Source organism: Paenibacillus sp. FSL E2-0177 (genome assembly GCF_037992975.1).
In the GTDB taxonomy this organism is placed as follows: Bacteria; Bacillota; Bacilli; order Paenibacillales; family Paenibacillaceae; genus Paenibacillus_AQ; species Paenibacillus_AQ odorifer.
In genome coordinates this window covers 2,913,106-2,933,045 of record NZ_CP150307.1, presented here as the reverse complement: position 1 = coordinate 2,933,045, position 19,940 = coordinate 2,913,106, and the positions used below count along the sequence as shown (strand labels likewise).

General features: G+C 43.3%; 16 protein-coding genes. 2 read left to right on the top strand and 14 right to left on the bottom strand.

Features of this window, described 5'->3' with window-relative positions:
- Window positions 1-46 precede the first annotated feature (46 nt).
- Both MHI25_RS13025 and MHI25_RS13020 read right to left on the bottom strand, forming a co-directional pair.
- A complete protein-coding gene (locus tag MHI25_RS13025; protein WP_340395511.1) occupies window positions 47-1,564 on the bottom strand; it encodes a copper amine oxidase N-terminal domain-containing protein in 1,518 nt (505 codons plus the stop codon).
- A gap of 92 nt (window positions 1,565-1,656) precedes the next feature.
- Complete coding sequence (locus tag MHI25_RS13020; RefSeq protein WP_076125898.1) at window positions 1,657-2,325, bottom strand: TraX family protein; 669 nt, start codon at window positions 2,323-2,325, stop codon at window positions 1,657-1,659.
- A 473-nt stretch (window positions 2,326-2,798) separates the two neighbouring features.
- Here MHI25_RS13020 and thrS point away from each other — a divergent pair, with 473 nt between their 5' ends.
- Window positions 2,799-4,712, top strand: coding sequence for a threonine--tRNA ligase (gene thrS / locus MHI25_RS13015; RefSeq protein ID WP_076125897.1), 1,914 nt, complete (start codon window positions 2,799-2,801; stop codon window positions 4,710-4,712).
- Window positions 4,713-4,792: 80 nt separating this feature from the next.
- Here the strand turns inward: thrS and MHI25_RS13010 are convergent, their stop codons facing one another.
- The 12 genes from MHI25_RS13010 to MHI25_RS12955 form a co-directional block, all read right to left on the bottom strand.
- Window positions 4,793-5,782 carry an aldose 1-epimerase gene (locus MHI25_RS13010; RefSeq protein ID WP_340395510.1) on the bottom strand — a complete coding sequence of 330 codons (990 nt, stop codon included), beginning with the start codon at window positions 5,780-5,782 and terminating at the stop codon, window positions 4,793-4,795.
- Window positions 5,783-5,866: 84 nt separating this feature from the next.
- Complete coding sequence (locus MHI25_RS13005) at window positions 5,867-6,583, bottom strand: MgtC/SapB family protein (RefSeq protein WP_036686231.1); 717 nt, start codon at window positions 6,581-6,583, stop codon at window positions 5,867-5,869.
- Window positions 6,584-6,764: 181 nt separating this feature from the next.
- The gene (locus tag MHI25_RS13000) at window positions 6,765-7,556 is read right to left on the bottom strand and encodes an SDR family NAD(P)-dependent oxidoreductase (RefSeq protein WP_248548095.1); all 792 of its coding nucleotides are present in this window, start codon (window positions 7,554-7,556) and stop codon (window positions 6,765-6,767) included.
- 112 nt (window positions 7,557-7,668) lie between these two features.
- A complete protein-coding gene (locus MHI25_RS12995; RefSeq protein WP_076279782.1) occupies window positions 7,669-8,781 on the bottom strand; it encodes a rhamnogalacturonan acetylesterase in 1,113 nt (370 codons plus the stop codon).
- 57 nt (window positions 8,782-8,838) lie between these two features.
- Window positions 8,839-9,678, bottom strand: a complete 840-nt coding sequence (locus MHI25_RS12990) for a carbohydrate ABC transporter permease (RefSeq protein WP_038570347.1) — start codon at window positions 9,676-9,678, stop codon at window positions 8,839-8,841.
- 3 nt (window positions 9,679-9,681) lie between these two features.
- On the bottom strand, window positions 9,682-10,602 hold the full coding sequence (locus MHI25_RS12985) for a sugar ABC transporter permease (RefSeq protein ID WP_076105030.1): 921 nt from the start codon (window positions 10,600-10,602) through the stop codon (window positions 9,682-9,684).
- A 143-nt stretch (window positions 10,603-10,745) separates the two neighbouring features.
- Window positions 10,746-12,074, bottom strand: a complete 1,329-nt coding sequence (locus MHI25_RS12980; RefSeq protein WP_248548093.1) for an extracellular solute-binding protein — start codon at window positions 12,072-12,074, stop codon at window positions 10,746-10,748.
- Between the two features lie 127 nt (window positions 12,075-12,201).
- Window positions 12,202-13,770, bottom strand: coding sequence for a response regulator (locus tag MHI25_RS12975; protein WP_339282007.1), 1,569 nt, complete (start codon window positions 13,768-13,770; stop codon window positions 12,202-12,204).
- Window positions 13,763-15,529 (bottom strand): sensor histidine kinase, encoded by a 1,767-nt coding sequence (locus MHI25_RS12970; RefSeq protein WP_076183882.1) that lies wholly within the window; start codon window positions 15,527-15,529, stop codon window positions 13,763-13,765. Before MHI25_RS12970 ends, MHI25_RS12975 begins: the two co-directional genes overlap by 8 nt.
- 223 nt (window positions 15,530-15,752) lie before the next feature.
- The gene (locus MHI25_RS12965) at window positions 15,753-16,547 is read right to left on the bottom strand and encodes an ABC transporter ATP-binding protein (RefSeq protein WP_076125889.1); all 795 of its coding nucleotides are present in this window, start codon (window positions 16,545-16,547) and stop codon (window positions 15,753-15,755) included.
- A complete protein-coding gene (locus MHI25_RS12960) occupies window positions 16,540-17,463 on the bottom strand; it encodes an ABC transporter permease (protein WP_340395509.1) in 924 nt (307 codons plus the stop codon). The genes MHI25_RS12965 and MHI25_RS12960 overlap by 8 nt, the downstream gene beginning before the upstream one ends.
- 61 nt (window positions 17,464-17,524) lie before the next feature.
- Complete coding sequence (locus MHI25_RS12955; protein ID WP_076125887.1) at window positions 17,525-18,595, bottom strand: ABC transporter substrate-binding protein; 1,071 nt, start codon at window positions 18,593-18,595, stop codon at window positions 17,525-17,527.
- Window positions 18,596-18,919: 324 nt separating this feature from the next.
- On the opposite strand from MHI25_RS12955, the gene MHI25_RS12950 reads away from it, so the two are divergent.
- Window positions 18,920-19,855, top strand: coding sequence for an NlpC/P60 family protein (locus MHI25_RS12950; protein WP_076125886.1), 936 nt, complete (start codon window positions 18,920-18,922; stop codon window positions 19,853-19,855).
- The last annotated feature ends 85 nt before the right edge of the window (window positions 19,856-19,940 follow it).

Sequence of the window (19,940 nt, the reverse complement as noted above, 5' to 3'; positions counted from 1 at the left end):
CAGATGGAAGCTGGGTTTATTGTGTTAATTAATCGTTAAGATACAACTATTTCCGTACAATAGTAATCCAACCATCTTCATCTACCGACACAGTAGCATGAAGCGCTTCAGCAAGCATACGCAAGGATACATATGCATCGCCATACTCGTCAACAAATACAGGTTGGGCAAGCTTTACAGCCGTGCCGTTAATCAAGGCTTCGGAAGAACCGATTTTGAATACCAGTTTATCTCCGTACACACCATCAGTAACGTTAATTGCACGATTGGCCGTATCCCATTCTACAATAGCATCTAAATCTTCTGCCAAATAACGCAGGGGGATATAAGTAGTGTTCTTGTCTACAATCGGGTAATAATATTCGTCATCAGGTTCGATAACAATGGTTCTCTTCGTAATGCCCAGATCATCCTTCAATATACGATATACATCAGAATCGGGGGCAAAATTTCTCAAAGTCTCTCCAGGTGTAAGTCCGGAAGAAATATCAAGTGCATCTTCAGTACTGATTGGATCAGCAGTTACAGCACCGCCAATGTTCCAAATCTGACTGGAAGCTTTAAGCGAGAGGCTCTTCAATGGGAAATCCTCGGTACCCGGAAGCGCCACTTTCAGATCAACATTCTGTTTACGCACATGCAGAGCACTATCAACGAAAATATCAACAGATAACTTCGTATCCTTACTCAACACGGTCTTCATCTCAGGAGTTGATTTGTAAAGACTGTCCACTTGATTGTCATATACTAGCAGCAATGCATCAACAGCCAATTTGGCAGCATCATGCAATACAGTTACGACAGCTTCTTTATCATCCAGTGGAATATCTCCGAATCCCAGATTGAAAATATCGCCAGAACCGTCTTCATCCATAGCTTTGATCACAGGGTACAGATAGTCGTAAAGACCACCCACCAATTCAGTAAAACCTTCTGTGTCTTTGGAAACAGACTTCAGGAAGCCTTTTAACAATGCAGGAAGCTCATCACCAGTCACTTCTGCATGCAGCTTCGTCATGTTCAACTGCTCACCATACACAGCATCACTAACCGGTGTAATGTTGATTACGCCAGGATTCGGAAGATTCTTAACAACGAATTTCGTCAACAGCTTACTGACATCTTCAGCTTTTGCCGTATCCAAGCCTACTTCACCTAAGATTTCATCGTATCCTTGTACAGGGAAGTAGAACGGTTGTTTTGCTCCTTCAACTGTAAAAGCAAGTGTTTGTTTGTCCATAAACAAGGTGAATGGAATATTCAATTGTTTATAACCAACAGTTCCTTGGGCCGATAAACTCCCATTATCTTGTAACTTAGCTTTACTAATATTCAAGGAAAAAGAATTAATAAGATCAACCATTTCCTTATCTTCCGCGCTAATTCCCTCTATGGGCTCAGCATTCATGGAAAAAGTCATACTGGATTCTGATGATTTAACATCAACATCCCCAATCAACGCCTTATTAACATCGAACCCCCCTACCGACTGACAGCCGGCAAGAACTAGCATCAGTGCGACAAAAGGCAAAAACCACTTCAATTTCGCTTTAACTCTACTCATAGCATGTCTCCTTCATCTTATTTTGTGAAATCAATCCATTATCTCAGCTAAGGTAAGTTTTGTAAATCAAAGTTCCTTTTATTGTAAAATGTTTAGATATTCAACAAACTTCGCCATTCGATCTGAGCCCAATCCTTGTAAATTACAGCCTTAACTATCGCCAACATCAGTAAATGTGCAGGATAAAATGACCACCACATCCAGCGCGGAACCCGGTGCCGCTCCAAGCGATCCCAAATTAAAGGCGTAAAAGCAATCAGCAAGGTAGGTAAAATACTGAGCATCTGTACAACCCAATAATTATAAAACATATAGAAAAGATTCAGTGCCAGATGGGCTCCAACAAGCCAGTACGATTTCGTATAACGAAAAATCAATACTAAGAGCAAACCGTACGCATTATAATCTATAGGGTAATAATCCATTAACACTATAGCCGCAATTACCACAGGTATACCAAGCCATAGTGAAGGCAGCTTGTCCAAAATTACCAGTACGATTGCTGACAGCAATAACGTAAACACCACGTTCCAGCCACCAGAATTTAGCGCTAGATTATAGGGAATCTGGGCAATAATCGCAATCAAGAGCAACCGAAATAAATATTTAGGTCTGGATGAAGTATGGATATGTCCCTGCACAAGCCCATAACAATAAATCGGAAAAGCTATTCTCCCTACATATCTCCAAGCAAGATTCTCCGGGAAAAAGATATAGCCAATATGGTCGATTAGCATCGTCAGCATGGCAATAATCTGCATTACAATCCCCCTTAAGCATGTTGAAATATAAATTCGCCAAGTCCATCCTCATTTCCTTTACCAATAAGCAAATGAAGACCGCGGAGAAACGATCATCCGATTTCTGTGCACCTCCCCCCTTGACTTTATCGAATACTATTGAGTAATATTAACTAGCAACAGAATATGGCAATGATCAAAGACATGATTTCCTACACGAACTGTCCAGAGAGAGAAGTCCAGGCTGCAAGCTTCTCCAGTTACCGGTTGTGAAGTTACCCCTTTGTAGCCGTGGCGCTGAATCCGTAGAACTTTGTTTTTTCGGTAGTATGCGGCACCGATTTATCCCCGATATCGGATACCAATGAGGTCCTGTCTATATGACAGGTCGAATTAGGGTGGAACCACGAGCTGAACGCACTCGTCCCTTTCTGGGAGAGATGCGTTTTTTTGCGTTCACAATTAACAATATTTGAGAAACGGAGGCTAAAATCATGAAGATCAAGGTAACACTGCAAGATGGAACAATTAGAGAGGTACTGCAAGGAACAACGATTAAAGAAGCAGCAGGTGCCATAAGTACCAGTCTGAAAAAAAATGCTGTGGCTGGAAAAATTGATGGAAAATCTGTTGATCTAAACCAAGCGATCGAACATGATTGCCGGCTCGATATTGTTACGTTGGATAGCAAAGACGGTCTTGAGGTTTATAGACACAGTACTGCACATATCATGGCGCAGGCCATAAAACGTATATATGGAGATAAAGCTGTCCAGCTAGGCATAGGTCCTGTTATCGAAGACGGCTTCTACTATGACATTGATATTGAGAAACCTCTATCCACTGATGATCTTGCTGCAATCGAACAAGAAATGGCGAAAATCATCCAAGAGAATCACCAGATTGTCCGCCGTGTGGTGAGCCGCGCAGAGGCCATTAAACTTTTTGAAGAGCTGAATGAGCCTTTAAAGCTGGAGCTTATTCATGATCTGCCGGAAGACACAGTATTAACTATTTATGATCAAGGTGAATTCTCCGATCTTTGCCGTGGGCCACATCTTCCCTCTACTGGCTTGGTCAAAGCCTTTAAGCTGTTGAATGTAGCGGGTGCCTACTGGCGTGGAGATTCCAATAACAAAATGCTGCAACGTATTTATGGAACTGCCTTTCCTAAAAAAGCGCAGTTAGAGGAACATTTACTGTTTCTTGAAGAAGCTAAAAAACGTGACCACCGTAAGCTCGGCAAAGAACTTGAGTTGTTCATGTTCTCAGAAGAAGCGCCAGGCATGCCCTTCTATCTTCCCAAGGGAATGACAATCCGTACAGAGCTTGAGAACTTTGCCCGGGAATTACAAAGACAGAGAGATTACGATGAAGTTCGTACACCGCTGATGATGAACAATCGGCTTTGGGAGCAGTCAGGACACTGGGATCACTACAAGGACAATATGTATTTCACAGATGTAGATGAAACAAAATTTGCCCTTAAGCCGATGAACTGCCCTGGGCATATGCTAATTTTCAAAAATAATCTGCATTCCTACCGGGAACTGCCTATCCGTATCTCGGAATTCGGTCAAGTGCATCGCCATGAATATTCCGGAGCACTGAACGGGATGATGAGAGTCCGCACTTTCTGCCAGGATGATGCTCACCTCTTCGTTTTGCCAGAGCAAATTGAGGATGAAATAAGACGGGTAATCTCACTGATTGACCATATTTATCAAGTGTTCGGCTTTGAGTATAAGATTGAATTATCAACTCGGCCGGCAGATTATATGGGATCTGAAGAATTATGGGATCAGGCTGAACAATCTTTACAAAATGTATTAGACAATCTCGGGATCGAATATCGTGTGAATGAAGGGGATGGCGCGTTCTATGGACCTAAGATTGATTTCCATATCTTAGATGCGTTAAAACGTAGCTGGCAATGTGGAACAATCCAACTAGATTGGCAAATGCCAGAGAAATTCGATCTTACTTACATCGGGGAAGATAATCTTAAACATCGCCCGGTCGTAATCCATCGCGCTGTTTATGGGTCGATCGATCGTTTTATGGGGATTATTACTGAACATTTCGCTGGGGCTTTCCCACTGTGGCTCGCACCTGTTCATGCGAAGTTATTGCCAGTCTCTGAGAACTATGTTGACTATGCACTGCAAGTGAAGCATCACATGGAGAAGGCTGGCATTCGTGTCGAAGTAGATATCCGAAATGAGAAGTTAGGCTACAAAATTCGTGAAGCTCAGCTTGAAAAAGCACCTTACATGCTTGTACTTGGAGAGAACGAAAAAAATTCCGACACTGTCTCTGTAAGAAAACGTGGTGAAGGTGATCTTGGTTCGAAGAGTATCCAAGACATCATTGAACAGATTAATGAAGAGATTATTAGTAAGAGATAAATTTAAGGGGCTGTCTAATCGTAGAAAAACTACGTTTGAGACAGCCCCTTCTTTATAACCTATTCATATTCACATGAACTCTATTTTACGTACAGGCGGCTGCTCTCTTCCCAATATTCGCCTGGTTTCAGGCTGAACAAGCCGATTTCATCAGCAGGAAGATCTACCATTGGCGCATTCACCAAGTTAGTTTGTGGCTCAGGGCAGAAGAACTGTTCTGTAGCACCATTATTCCAGATCATCCATTGTTTGTACGAAGTCCCTACATCGTACACCAAGGTTACTCCAGCTTTGCTATCGGTAAGCTCCATCCGGTTGCGTCCGTTCTGAGGTACAGCCGTGTAGTGATTGTCCATCGATGCAAAATATGGATTCACACCTTCTTCACGAAGCTGAACTTCTCCTGGCTCCAACGCCTGGAATTTGCCTGTTGGCAGCATGCGGTCGTTGAGCTCCCAGCGCTCGCCAATAGTAGCTTTTACGCGGTAATCTTGTGCACTGCTTCCTGGTGCGAAAGGTGCGTTAATGGCAGTGTGGAATGCCAGCAAGCAAGGCATCACATCTTCTCCATCATTGTGCACCAACACCTGTTGAGATAATCCTCCTTCGCCGAGGGTATAACGCAATTTGATCGTATACTTATGTGGCAAATACTGATAAGAAGGATGATTCTCATCCACCTTGATGAATACGGTTACGAAGCTTTCAGTCTTACCGCTGCCAAATTCTTCGACTTCCCAAGCTGCAGTATGTAAAAATCCGTGTAAATGGTTGCCCGTTGCAACTTCATTTACTGGGAATTGATAAGTTTGACCATTCCATGGAAATTTACCATCCTCATAACGATTTGGAGGAAATAATACAGGAATTCCGTGAATCCCCGGACTTGCCTTAAAGGCTTCCATCTCTTCAGCTCCAGGCTCATGCAGGAAGCGATATCCGTTTTCGGTATCACGGAAACAGATCAGGTTGCCGCCAATGCCTGGCAGAATAGCTGCCTCATAACGACCGGCTTTCAACCAGATAGCTGCTTCTCCTTCATATTGTCCTTCATACGCTGTGATTGACATAATATATTGTTCTCCCTTCCAGTGTCTGATAATTGTCTCCACTTGATAGATTACCACATCTAGTCATGAGGTGACATGCTCTTTTTACAATTGCTCCACTTCTACGCTCATTACATGTTCAATTTTCTTCACATCGTAATAGATTTCTGTTGCGTAATCCCGATCCGGTGCTGAGATCACCATATCGATCATTTGTCTGCCATCTTCCAAATCTTTAATTTTCATTCTTCGAATCGCTCGGGATGGACCTCTAGTACTACGCTGCGAGCTGACCTGAGGCCGCTCGATTTTTTGGATCACTTCTGTAAGCACAAAATTAGCTTCCATAATGATCCTCACTGAAACTTCATGTTTATTCAGTACTTCTGGTCCTAGCGAACGGATTAAATGAGGAACTAAATTCACAGCAAACATCAGCAGAATAACCGCATATGCTGCCTCAATATAGAATCCCGCACCCACAGCTATACCAATTCCAGAAGCTGTCCAGATGAGTGCTGCCGAAGTAAGGCCCGAAATGGCATCTCCGCCTCTACGCAGAATAACACCCGCACCCAAAAAACCAATCCCGCTGACAATCTGAGCCGCAAGCCGCATTGGGTCCATGTTGGGATGCTCTGGTCCTGCGAACTTATCAAAGGCATGGATAGACACCACTGTGACAAGACAGCTCGCAATGCTTATGACCATACTGGTCCGTATCCCCAGCGGTTTCTGCTTGATCTGTCGGTCAATCCCGATGAACAGCCCGAACAGCATGGCCACTAGTAACTTCATTAATGATTCCAATTGAAAATCCATATCGCAATCTCCTTTCTCCAGAGATACTCCATTATAACGGAAATTGGAGATAATGATTAGCTTTATTTTACAACAAAAAACGGCATAGCCATCCTCACCGCAGATGCTCTTTCGACCCGTGTGGTCCGGCATAGCGACGAGGATGGAATCCGTTATGAGAGGCCAAGATTATGTTGAAAAATTAACCATGCAGAAGCGACTCTGCACCGTCACAATAAATTTCCGTCCCCGTAATATGATCTGAATCTTCAGACGCCAGAAACAGCGCCAGCTTCGCTACTTGATCAGGTCGCCCCGGACCTTCTTCGAGCGGTTGATCTCCCTCAGGAAATTCTACTGGGATTTTCACTTCTTTCAGATCCTCTGATGGAAAAGTGTTGTCATCTATATTGGTCTTTATAGCCCCAGGACAGATCGCATTTACGCGGATTTGAAATTGAGCCAGTTCCAGTGCCGCCATTTTCATAAAAGCAACCTGTCCTGCCTTTGTCGTACTGTAAGCAGAAAAACCAACATTAGAAAATACACGATTTCCGTTAATGGAGCTGTTGATCAGGATGCTGCCTCCGCTTTCTTTTAGATGCGGTATCGCATATTTAACAGTCGCGAAGGTTCCACGCAGGTTAATATGAATGGTCTGATCCCAAGCTTCAATATCCATCGTTTCAATAGGCGTCATCGCCCCATTAATCCCTGCGTTGGCAAAAACAACATCAAGACGACCCCATTTCGCGGCCGCCTTATTTATCGCCGCTTCCACTTGTGGTGGTTCAGCAACATCACATTCGATAACTAGGGCTTCTCCGCCCTCTTTCTCCACTTCCTGTCTAACCTTTTCAGCGTTCTCTACAGTTCTGTCCAATAATACAACTTTGGCTCCGTTACGTGCGAACTCAAGCACGGTTGCCCGGCCAATTCCTGAGCCGCCTCCGGTTACAACTGCAACCTTACCTACAAGCTTTTTATCTGCCATATCGTGATATCCTCCTTCTTATCATGCAAGTCTTCCAGTTAAGTTCTTTCCTTAACCTTAACCTTGCATACAGAAGTTGAACCGACAGATATTTACTTTTCCTTTAGGATTATTATTCTCCCTGACGAAGATGAATGATGAGATCGTTTAATCCAACTTCCCGGATCCCTTCCACTATAAGCTCAGCTAGAAGACGAGCCCCTAAAATCTGAAAATGTGTATTATCATACACCCCACCTGGATGCGCAATAAATTCTCCTGGATAGCTCCACATGAATAAATCTTTTGAGCCCTCTGAGCCATAAGCTTCAAAGAGCTTGCGGCTCTTCTCGGCTAAATCAATCAGTGGAACCTGCTCGGTATCTGCGAGTTCCCGCATGGCGATTAAATAATCTCCATGCGTGTCTACAATTGCTTCTTCACTATCAAATCTTCGCCGATGTACAGAGCTCACAAGAACCGGATAGGCCCCCGCTTCTCGGGCGACTGTAATCAACCGGAGCAAATGTTCTTTATATGTAGTAAAGGGCTCGGTATGTCTTAAATCATCAGTTTTGGAATCATTATGTCCAAACTGGATGAACAGATAATCTCTGGGTCTGATATCTGCGGCAATGCCCTCCAAATGCCCTTCCTCAATAAAACTCTTGGAACTGCGTCCAGAAAGTGCTCGATTATCTACAGCTATTCCGGCTTTGAAGCAGCGTGGCAGCAGTTGGCCCCACCCCGCATAGGGGTAACCTTCTTCCCCTTGATCGGTCACCGTGGAATCTCCCGCCAGAAATAAGACTAGCGCTTCATTGTCCATCTGAATGTCCAAGGCGTTAATACGCGGTGCCGCACCCGAGAACGATAGCTTTAGCTGCCCATCCTTAACCCTAATTGCAAAGGATTCGCGCAAATATTGGCCCGCAGGCACATTTAGCGTGTCCAATACGAACTTGCCTTCTCCAGCTTTGATAAATGTGCTGGTATCTGCCAGAGCATCACCCAACAGCAGCGTAACACGGTAGATCCCATTCGGGAGATCCAGAAGAAAAACTGCTTTCTGTGGGATGCAGCAATCGCTTCGCAGTATATCTGTTCCCCCTCTGAAACGACCAAAGACTGAGGAATCAGAAGTGAAACCATACCCTATTTCCTTAGAATAAGATGTGTCCGGCCGAATTTTGGTGTAGCCAGGCTCAGCTTCCTTAATCCCAAAATCAAAACGATAGCTATCCAAATTCAGCCGCACCTTTCTTAATTAGAGATTTAAAACATTTATATTCGTTTGCTGAAATCAACCTTTCAAACCACTGGTGCTGATTCCTTCTACAATCTGCTTTTGGAAGATAAAGAAGATAATCATGACTGGTGCCAAACTTAGAACAGACATGGCGAACATTGGACCCCAGTTGGATACGGACTCACTGTCCAGGAACATTTTAAGCCCCATCGAAACTGTATATTTAGAAGGTGAGTTCAAGTACAATACCGGTCCAAGCAGGTCTTCCCAGCGCCAATAGAAGGAGAAGATCGCCGCAGTAGCCATAGAAGGACGAATGAGTGGAAGTATAATTCTGAAATAAAGTCCAAATTTCCCACAACCATCGATGGTAGCCGCTTCATCAAGTTCAACAGGAATGGTCCGAATAAACTGCAGCATTAGGAAAATGAAAAACGGGACACCGAAGAACTGTGGAACAACGATCGGTTTGATACTGTCGAGCCATTCCAATTTGGCATAGATAATGTATTGAGGGACGAGCACCACATCGGAAGGAAGCATCAGGGTCATCATCATGATTCCGAACCATAAGCCATGGCCTACAAATTTATTGCGGGCAAAACCGAAGGCAACCAGTGAAGATGAAATGACTGCGCCCAGTGTTGCGACAATAACAATTACAAAAGAGTTCTTGATGAAGACACCAAAGGAGTAACCTGCAATACCTTCCCAGCCTTTAGCATAGTTCCCCCATTCCCATGGATCAGGTATAAGGTGCTGCGCTGTAACAAACACAAGCCGGCTCTCTTTAAAAGAACTCATGATCATCCACAGAATCGGATACAGCATAACGATAGCGAGGCCACCTATAAGGATGTGATAAAGCGGCCATTTCAGTTTAATTTTCGCCATGGATTATTTTCCTCCTTCCGACTCGTAGAAGACCCACGATTTGGATGTCTTGAACAAGATTCCGGTCATGATGCCGACAAGCAACAACATTACCCAAGCCATAGCCGAAGCATAACCCATATTATTAAACATAAAGGCCTGACGGAATAAATAGAGAGAATACAACATAGTGCCGTCCATAGGTCCGCCTTCACCTTTAGAGATAATATAAGCTGGAACAAAGGTCATGAATGCGCTGATCGTCTGCATAACTAGATTAAACAGAATCACTGAACTTAAGAGTGGCATAGTAATCTTGAAGAACTTTCTGAAGAATCCGGCTCCATCCACACTAGCTGCCTCATACATTTCACCAGGAATATTTTTAAGACCTGCAAGAAAGATCAACATGGATGAGCCAAACTGCCACACAGATAGAGTTATCAACATGATAAGCGCAGCATTCGGATTGCCAAACCAACTTACCGGTCCAATTCCGAAAAAGCCAAGCATGCCGTTAATAATTCCTGTATCACTAAAAATATTACGCCACATGATGGAGACCGCCACACTACCCCCTATAATAGAAGGTAAATAATAAGTTGTCCGATAGGCTCCTACCATACGTGATTTCGTATTTAGAATCATGGCCACAAATAATGCGAAGGTTAGACGTAAAGGCACACCGATAAATACGTAAAGCAGCGTTACCTTTAGTGAATGCAAATATTTCGGGTCATTTGAGAACATTTTGATGTAATTATCAAATCCAATCCACTTAGGTGGAGCGAATAAATTGTATTTGGTAAAAGAAAGATACAGCGAAATGATCATCGGGATCAGTGTGAAGCAAAGGAAGCCAATGACGAACGGACTGATGAAGGCATATCCTGTAAGGTTGCTTCGTAACCGCCGGCCGGTGAGGTTCTTTTTCTTAACAGCCAATGGATTCGAAGGTAGGGGATTCGTTAATGCCAAGGGTCTCCAACTCCTTTTTATGTGAATAATATGGGAAACGGGATGCCGCCTAGCGAAATGGCACGCCGTTTCCCATGTGAGACGCAGTATAGTTATCTGTTACCCTACGATTAACGGCTGGAGAGAATAGAGTTCGCTTCTTTTCGGAACTGTGCTGCTGCTGCTGCTGGATCGATTTTTCCGAAGTTCATTTGTTCAGCAAGGTCTGTAAGCAGGGCTACAACCTCTGGTGATCCTACCGGTGGACTCATAGGTGAAGTAGTAGGCTCCATGTCAGCAACAAACTTAAATACTTGCTTACCGGAATCAGTTAATTGTGTAGCTACAGATTCTTTGATTTTGCTTGAAATCGGTACTCCGCGTTCGCCTTTGATCAGGTTGTTAGCTTCCACATCATTAATCCAGAAATCAACGAACTTCGCTGCTTCTTCCTTCACTTTAGAGTTAGAAGTAATTGACCAGTACATACTTGGCTGCATGTAAAGCCCTTTATCCATATCTGGACCAGGCATTTGTGCCAGCTCCATAGGACGATTTACAGCGATTTGCAAAGCAACGTATTGGTTCGACCATTGCCATACACCGATACCTGTCCCTTTAACAATATCCGACTCTTCAATAACCCCTTTATTTTGGCTCAGTTTGTCTTGTGATGGGACCGCTCCATCTTTAATCAAACCAGACAACATTCCGAAAAAGTCAGTGAACAACGCATCGTCCTCATAACCAAGTGCGGAACCATCATTGTTATAGAGTGCCAGCCCTTTTGTACGCAGATAATAGTTGAAGAACACGTCTGCTGCCATGGAACCGTCCATATACAGTCCAGCCGACTTAGCTTTCGCGGCGATTTCCTTGTATTGATCCCAAGTCCAGTTCTCTGGGATAGAATCAACACCTGCCTTTTTCAGCAATTCTGGATCATATTGAAAACCAAGTACGTTAACCCCTAACGGAATTCCGTATTGCTTCTCACCGATCACTCCAGTACTCAGCACGTTCTCATTCACATCGCCGACTTGAATCTGAGAGTTCAAATAAGGTTTCAAATCTTCGAGCTGTCCGTTAGATCCATATTGATTAATATAGGAAATATCCATTTGAACGATATCAGGAAGTCTATTTGCAGCAGCTTGCGGAGCAAGCTTTTTCCAGTAATCATCAAAGGATGCATATTCAGGCTCAATGGTTACATTCGGATATTTGGCTTCATACATATCAATAACTTGTTGTGTATAAGAATGTCTTGTATCTCCACCCCACCATGCGATACGCAGGGTTACTGGTTCTGCTGAGGTCGTGGCCGCAGGTTTCGTCTCCGAAGGAGTATTTGTAGCGGAATCCGTAGCAGCAGCATTGTTATTGTTGTTACCTCCACAACCAGCTAACATCGACGACAGCAATAATGGTACGGCTAGTAAAGCGAATCTCTTTTTCAATTTCATGTCCCCTTTTCCTATGATAGTGTAAAGGCTCTGATCCCTTTAGGTAGCGCTTTCATTGGTTAAATTTTCTCAAATATTCCATGATTATTGAATACAAAAAACCGTCTTGTTTGTTCAATAATCAGTTCGCTTGAGTGGGTTTCATGAAATCTGTAGGGGTCTGGCCGGTTACTTTTTTAAATACCTGGCTGAAATATTGTGCATTTCCGCCGAAGCCGAACATTTCAGCCAGCTCAAATACTCTTACATCCCCACTTCTCAAAATATGCTCCGATGCTTTAGCAATCCGGTAATTGGTTACATAATTCGAGAATTTCTCTCCGGTAATTTTCTTGAATATTTTGCCTAGATAGTCGGGATTCATATATAACATTTCAGCAGCGACCGAGCTAAGCGACAGCTCTGCATTCTTGTAATCCTCTGCGATAATTTTGAACATTTTGTCTACAATAAGCGATTGCCGGGAACTAAAATGTCGGTCATACATCGCTGTTAAGCGAACCGCTGCCTCTTTGACGTATGCTTTTAAACCTCCCAAGGTTCTAATTTCGGCAAGCTCCGCCAAGCCCGATGTGAAGCTATTTCTTTCATCAGGGACTGCTAAACGAATCATAGCGGAATATAACTGTAAAACATAAGAACGCGTCACGTTAATATCTAACCGTTCATCAGCGAGCAAGTTGAATAATCGTTCCAATTCCAGCTCCACCGTATTTTGATCGCCTGCTTTTATAAGTAGACAAATATGCTCTTCATCTAGCTCGATATCATTTCTTCCACTTAGCTCATCACTTGGGATATCACTCCCGGTAATCAAACCGCCCGCCTCCAAATAAAAACGATGGTTTAGGCACTGCAAGGTCTGACGATACAATCTCCGGGAATGAATCATAAGGTCAGCATCACTAATCGCGATTGTCACATCCATTTTATAAAACTTGCAGAATACCTCTCTTACTTCAGCGATACGTTTAAGCAAGGGGCTATTCTGCACCGTATTTCCTTCGTCTTCCAGTAATATTAATAAATGACCGCCTATCGTCGCACTCAGGAGTGTTTCCTGAAGTACGTCCTGGGCAATATTTTGCAGAGCGAACAATTGCTCATATTCGTAAGAACCTTCTAGTCGGAACAGGAGCAAGCGTACCGTTTTGTCATTGAGTTCAATGCCGAATAATTCCTGATAGTACTCTAGATCCTGACTTCCATAAGTTTTGTTAGAGATCCATTCCTTCAAAAATTGTTCTTTCACATGGGGCAATACCTTCTGAAGACGTTGTTTCATGCTATTTACGAATTCGCCCCGGCTCTTCTGTTCATCGAGCTCCGCTACCAGCTCAACCAATGCATCATGGATCTGATTCTCATTGCACGGCTTTAAAAGATAATGTTTAACCCCGTTCTGCATAGCAATACAAGCATAATCAAAATCCTTATAACCAGTCAGCATAACGAATTTCACGTCTGGAAATCGTTCACTGCATTTTTGCACCAGTCCCAAACCATCTAAACCAGGCATAGAAATATCCGTAATCACTATTTCAGGGCTAAGCTCCTCTATTTTCACCAAAGCCTCAATCCCGTTCCACGCCGTGCCTACAAGCTCTGTTCCCGCTCGTCCCCAGTCCACAACCTGCGATATCCCTTCCAGAATCAAGCGTTCATCATCCACCAACAGCAGTTTATACATTCTCTAGCACTCCTTTTAAGTAAGGTATACGCACATGTATAGTTGTTCCTTGACCCGGTTCACTTTCTATGGAAGTGCCCCATTCAGGGCCAAAGACGATTTGAATCCGTTCCGCGATGTTAGCTAAGCCGATGCCTTCTCCACGGGTCTTAACTCTTCCCATCTGCAAATCTTTGATAAATTCAGCGCTCATTCCCGGTCCATTATCACTGACTCTGATATCGAGGCCCTGCTCTTCTTCACTAACTGTTATAGAAATGGTACACGGCTCAATATTAGGCTCTAGTGCATAGCGGATAGCATTTTCGATTAAAGGCTGCAAGGTCAGCTTCGGAATCAAAGCGTCATGCAGATGTTCAGGTACATCCATCCGGAAATCAAGCCTCTCATCAAACCGTGTTTTCTGGATAATGACATAATTGCGCACGATAGTGATCTCTTTTTCAAGTGTAATCAGCGGATCCTTTAGACCAATAGAGCTGCGGAACAAGTAACCGAGCGCTTCTACCATTTCTGAGATTTTGGCTTGTTTGTTCATTTTGGCTAACCAGTTGATTGATTCCAGTGTATTGTACAAAAAATGCGGATTAATCTGTGCCTGCAAAGCTTTTAGCTCAGTCTCCCTAATAATCAGCTGCTTCGCATAGTTCTCATCAATAAGCTCTCTGATCCTGCGGATCATCATTTTAAAAGTCCGGTTTAGCTGACTAACCTCGTCCTGCGCAGTCTGTGAAACCACACCTAATGACTGTTCCTCCAGATTGTCCAGATCGCCTTTCTCGATTTGCTTCATTTTTTTGGTCAACTTAGAGATCGGACGTACAATACTGCGAGCAAGCCTGTAGCCTAAAAGGAGACCAATTAATAAGATTAGTGCGAATATGATGACGACCAGCTTTTTGACAAAAGTAATATGTTTGAACATCTCATTAAATGGAGTGGCATTGATGTAGATCCAATCTATATAAGATGATTTCGTCTTGGTTATAAAGTAGGTACCTTCTTGATATTTGGCCGTGCGATATAGCTCCGGACGTTCTGTCTCTTCTTTAAGCTCTTCTGGCAAAAGAATTGGCGCTTCAGGATAGATTGCCTGTCCCGTCGTGGCATCAACTGCGATTAATTGGTCAGTATCGCTCGTACTATCCGCAATGATTAGATCGATCCGAATACGGATCACGAGTGTTCCCAGATCATCCAGCGTAAACGTTGACCCTGTATAAGATTTAATCTGCCGAACCGCCAAAAGTGAATTTCTGTTTCCTTGCGGATACCACACTATACTCCCGCTAGCTTCCGCAGCTAACGGCTTTAACTGATCCTGCAGATCCTGTGATACTCCTTCACGATTGCCCGCAGTCATTACTCCGCCACTCGTATCCATCAGCATCATGGAATAAACGTATTTCTCTGCCCCTGCAAAAGCAACCAGCCTGTTTATGATCTTGTTATGTAGAACTTGTCTTTCATAAGGCTGTGGATCATTCTGCAATTGGCGCAGGCATTCTTGAATTTGCTCATCAGACACCACTGTAAAAGAAAGCTGATCCAATTCTCTTAAGGCATTTTCGATGCTAATGGAGGACATCCCCAGTACCTCAGAAGCCTTTTCATAAATTTGCTTGTCATAGATACGATACACATATTGTAAAACGGTCAAAGAGAATAAAAAGGAAAGTAGAAGCAAAAAGGAAATTATCAGTATCATTTTGTTGAAAATGCCCGAACTTCTGTAAGCGCTAACATTTTTCCAAATCATCTGCATTCTCCGCTCCCTAAATATGATAATTTTCATTTATTATCACTATAATTCCATTATAAACCATAATGTTCCATTTGGGTAAATTTACGTGAACTGAAAGATAAGGATAGTATAATGGCTCGGCGAAAAAATTCCTATGTAAAAAAGGGCTCGAAATGAAATCCAGAATCAGACTTCACTTCAAGCCCTTATATTGAGCTACCTTCACAGCTACAACTGACTAGCCAAGCATCATTCGGTCATCTGCCAATTTATGTCCGCTGATTGTCTCGAATTCTCCGAGCAGCCGTTCTACAGTAAGATCTTTTTTACGTTCCTCATCGATATCCAAAATAATACGGCCCTTATCCATCATGATCAGACGATTGCCAAGACGAATGGCCTGTTCCATGTTATGAGTAACCATTAGGGTGGTTAACTTCATCTCACGGACAATGGACTCTGTAAGTTTAGTAATCAGCTCCGCACGAGAAGGGTCAAGGGCTGCTGTATGTTCATCTAAAAGTAAAATTTGCGGTTGAGTAAAGGTCGCCATTAGCAGACTTAGCGCTTGTCTCTCTCCACCTGACAACAACCCTACTTTTGCCCGCAGGCGATCCTCCAGCCCAATCCCCAGACGGCTTAGCTCATTGCGAAACAAAGCTCTTTTAGCTTTATTTACGCCAAAGGTTAACCCTCTGCTTTTGCCTCTTTTATAAGCCATAGCTAAATTTTCTTCAATCGTCATATGTGGAGCCGTACCCGCCATTGGGTCCTGAAAGACACGGCCAATCCAACGACTCCGTTGAAATTCCGCCAAATGGCTGATTGAATTTCCCTCAATGCTGGCTGTACCCAGATCCGGCTTCATGACACCGGAAATAATGTTCATCAACGTAGATTTACCAGCTCCATTACTTCCAATGATGGTGACAAAATCACCGGGAAGAAGCTCCAAGTCAATGCCGAGCAGCGCTATTTTCTCATCCGGTGTTCCGGGATTGAACAGCTTAGATACGTTCTCCAGTTTAAGCATCGATGGTGCCTCCTCTCTTGCTGCTTAGAGCCTGCTCAGCTAATTCAACGGAACGCCTCCGCGCCATATTCTTCTGCTTCAGGAAACGCTGAATCGACGGGAATACAAGAGCGAAAATAACGATAATTGCTGTGATCAGCTTAAGATCCGAAGCTTTCAGCCACGGTACCCGCAAGGCAAGTGCAACTACGATCCGGTAAACTATGGATCCGAGCACAACAGCCAATGTGGCCCGAAATACATTTTTAGCACCGAATATGGCTTCACCGATGATCACCGAAGCTAACCCGATTACAATCATCCCAATACCCATAGAGGAATCCGCAAAAGTAGAATACTGAGTGATTAGCGCCCCCGAGAGCGCCACCATTCCATTGGATAAACTGACACCAAGAATAGTGGTATTATCCGTGTTTACACCCAGACTGCGGATCATTCTTGCATTATCTCCAGTAGCCCGCAGCGCAAGTCCAAGATCTGTACGCAGGAATAAATCCATTACTATTTTCACAAAAATAACTACAAACGGCAGAACGAGCAGAGGATCAATGGAAGTGAACAAGGTAGTGTCGCCCATTAAAGACCAGTTCGGTTTGCCACCAAATATCCGCAGATTAATGGAATAGAGTGCAATCATCATCAAAATCCCGGATAACAGTCCATTAATCTTGCCTTTCGTATGTAATAGGCCCGTACACATTCCTGCCAGCGTTCCACCAGCAATAGCGGCCAGGGTAGCAAGCCATGGTGCATAACCGTTAGTAATCATAACAGCGGCAATGGCACCACCAGTGGTAAAGCTCCCATCTACAGTCAAATCAGGGAAATCAAGAATACGAAAGGTAATGTATACACCTAAAGCCATAAATGCGTAAAGCAGTCCCATTTCAACGGCCCCGAGCATCGAATTTAACATAGATGACTTCCTCCTTCGAGCGGAAAGGGGCGTTCTCACGAAATCGCCCCTATATAATGGCTTATTGAATAATATTGTTAGCTTGATCGGCAACTTCTGCCTTCATTGCATCAGTCACTTCTATCCCTTGCGCTGCTGCAGATTTCAGGTTAAGAATGAGATCGAGTTTTTCTTGCATGGTTACTTTCATATCAGCTGGCTTTTTACCATTTTTCAAAATATCCACGGCCATTTGACCCACTTGATAGCCATGATCGAAATATTTAAAACCAACGGTGGCGAAAGCTCCCTTTTCAACCGTATCACGGTCACTGGAGAAGAAGGGAATTTTCTTGTCATTAGCTGTTTGAATAATGGTATCCACTGCACTTACGACTGTGTTATCCAAAGTAATGTAGAATGCATCTACACGACCCACAAGTGATTCTGCAGCTTGTTTGACTTCAGAGGTATTCGTGATGGCAGCCTTCACTAGCTCGATTCCATGTTTATCCAACTCTTTTTTAGCAATCTCAGCCATAATTACTGCATTTGGTTCACCTTCATTAATAACGATGCCCAGCTTTTTCACGTTAGGAAATTGGGTAGCTATAAATTGCATTAATCTGTTAATCGCTTCGGGATTGGTGTCCGATACCCCTGATACATTGCCACCTGGATGCTCCAGATCCGTGACAATCTTCGCGTCGAGTGGGTCAGTTACGGCTGCGAATAAAATCGGTGTATCCTTACTTGCTTTGCTGAGTGCTTGAACAATTGATTGAGCGGAAGGCGTTGCAATTGCCAATACCAAATCATTAGAGTCAGCGGCAATCTTTTGAGCAATGGACAAGTTATTCGCTTGATCAGCCTGAGCATTCTCAAGGTCAACCTTCAGGTTCTCACCTTCAACGATTCCTGCATCCTTCAAAGCAGCGAGAATTCCTTCACGTGTAGCATCAAGTGAGGGGTGCTCCACATATTGCGAGATCGCAATTTTGTACGTTTTTGAATCTGCTGCTCCTGCATTCGTAGGGGAATTACCGGAATTCGCTGCATTTCCTGCGTTTCCCGCAGTGTTATTGTTACCACAACCAGCTGCTACGAGCATGAAGCATAAGCTTAATCCCGCCAAAATGTTTCTCTTTTTCATCAAAGTACCCCATTTCATTAGTTTATTAACGCATACATCAAGGTGAGCGACTCAGCATTATCACTTTTATCGATAAAAGCATTAAAGCATAAGCTTACACGTACCTCACATTAATGATAGAAATCTATTAAACCTATATTATATGGAGGTTGTTTATCCGTCAATCACTTATCATATTTCCATAGATTTCAAATTCTGAAGAATATATGACATCAAAACAGGTAATGCTTGGTTGTCTCTTACAACGATTGCCTTCGTTTCTTTTACATAAAAAAAATCGCCCTGCACAAACTTAATTTACAGTTTGAAGATGGAGCGTGTTAAATGGCTAATAATCACAAAAGACTACTAACCACCGCTACTGTATTGCTTGCTGTCGCTTTAACGAGTTCATCCTGCGGTTATTCATCTCAATCGCAAAAACCTAAGGTTAACGCGCTAACTCCTGATGGAACAAATGCCTCCAGTTATTATGAACAATCTGCAATTACTGACGCTCAGGGAAAGTACTGGATTCCACTTAAGCCTGCGGTTACTTCGCTCGGATATCGGATGAAAGATGATGGTTCAAGTGATGGATACACTAAAATCGGTTATAGCGATGTTATGTATATGCTGCGCCCTGGCTCACCACAGGTATTCTCACTTGGGGAAAAAATCACACTGCCACAAGCCCCTAGACGACAAGAAGGGCAAATCTATATCACCCCTTTAGCCTTGTCCAAATTTCTGCAAACAGAAGTAGGCTGGAATCCCCAGTCGGGTGAGATAAACATTGCTACACCGTCCGAACGTAAGACTATCGAAAAATTATCGACGGTCGAATCCACGAGTGAATCTAAATCTTTACGCATTCAAAGTATTTCTGAAGCGGATAAAAAGGAGTTAGTCGCTTTTGCCAAAAATTTCTTAGGTGTACCCTACGACTTTGGCGCTGGATCTTATGAAGAAACCAAAAAATTTGATTGCTCTTCTTTTACAAGGCATGTATTCAAAAAATTCGGTGTCAGCTTACCTCGTTTAGCTAAAGATCAAGATAATTTAGGTACTCGTGTAAGTCGAAGCGAACTGGATGTAGGAGATCTTATCTTTTTTACCGTTCCCGGCCGATTTGAAAGTGATGCTATACCTGGTCATGTCGGTATTTACATTGGAGACGGAAAGTTTATCCACACTTGGGGTGAACCCGGAGTTCAGATCAGTGACCTCGACTCAGGTTATTGGAGTAATGTAATCCTCCACATGCAACGTGTTTTATAAGCTTCCCTTACTTTAAAAGAAATCATTCAAAAAGCCTGAATCCCTATTGAAGGGATTCAGGCTTTTTGACTACAACTCTTAACCA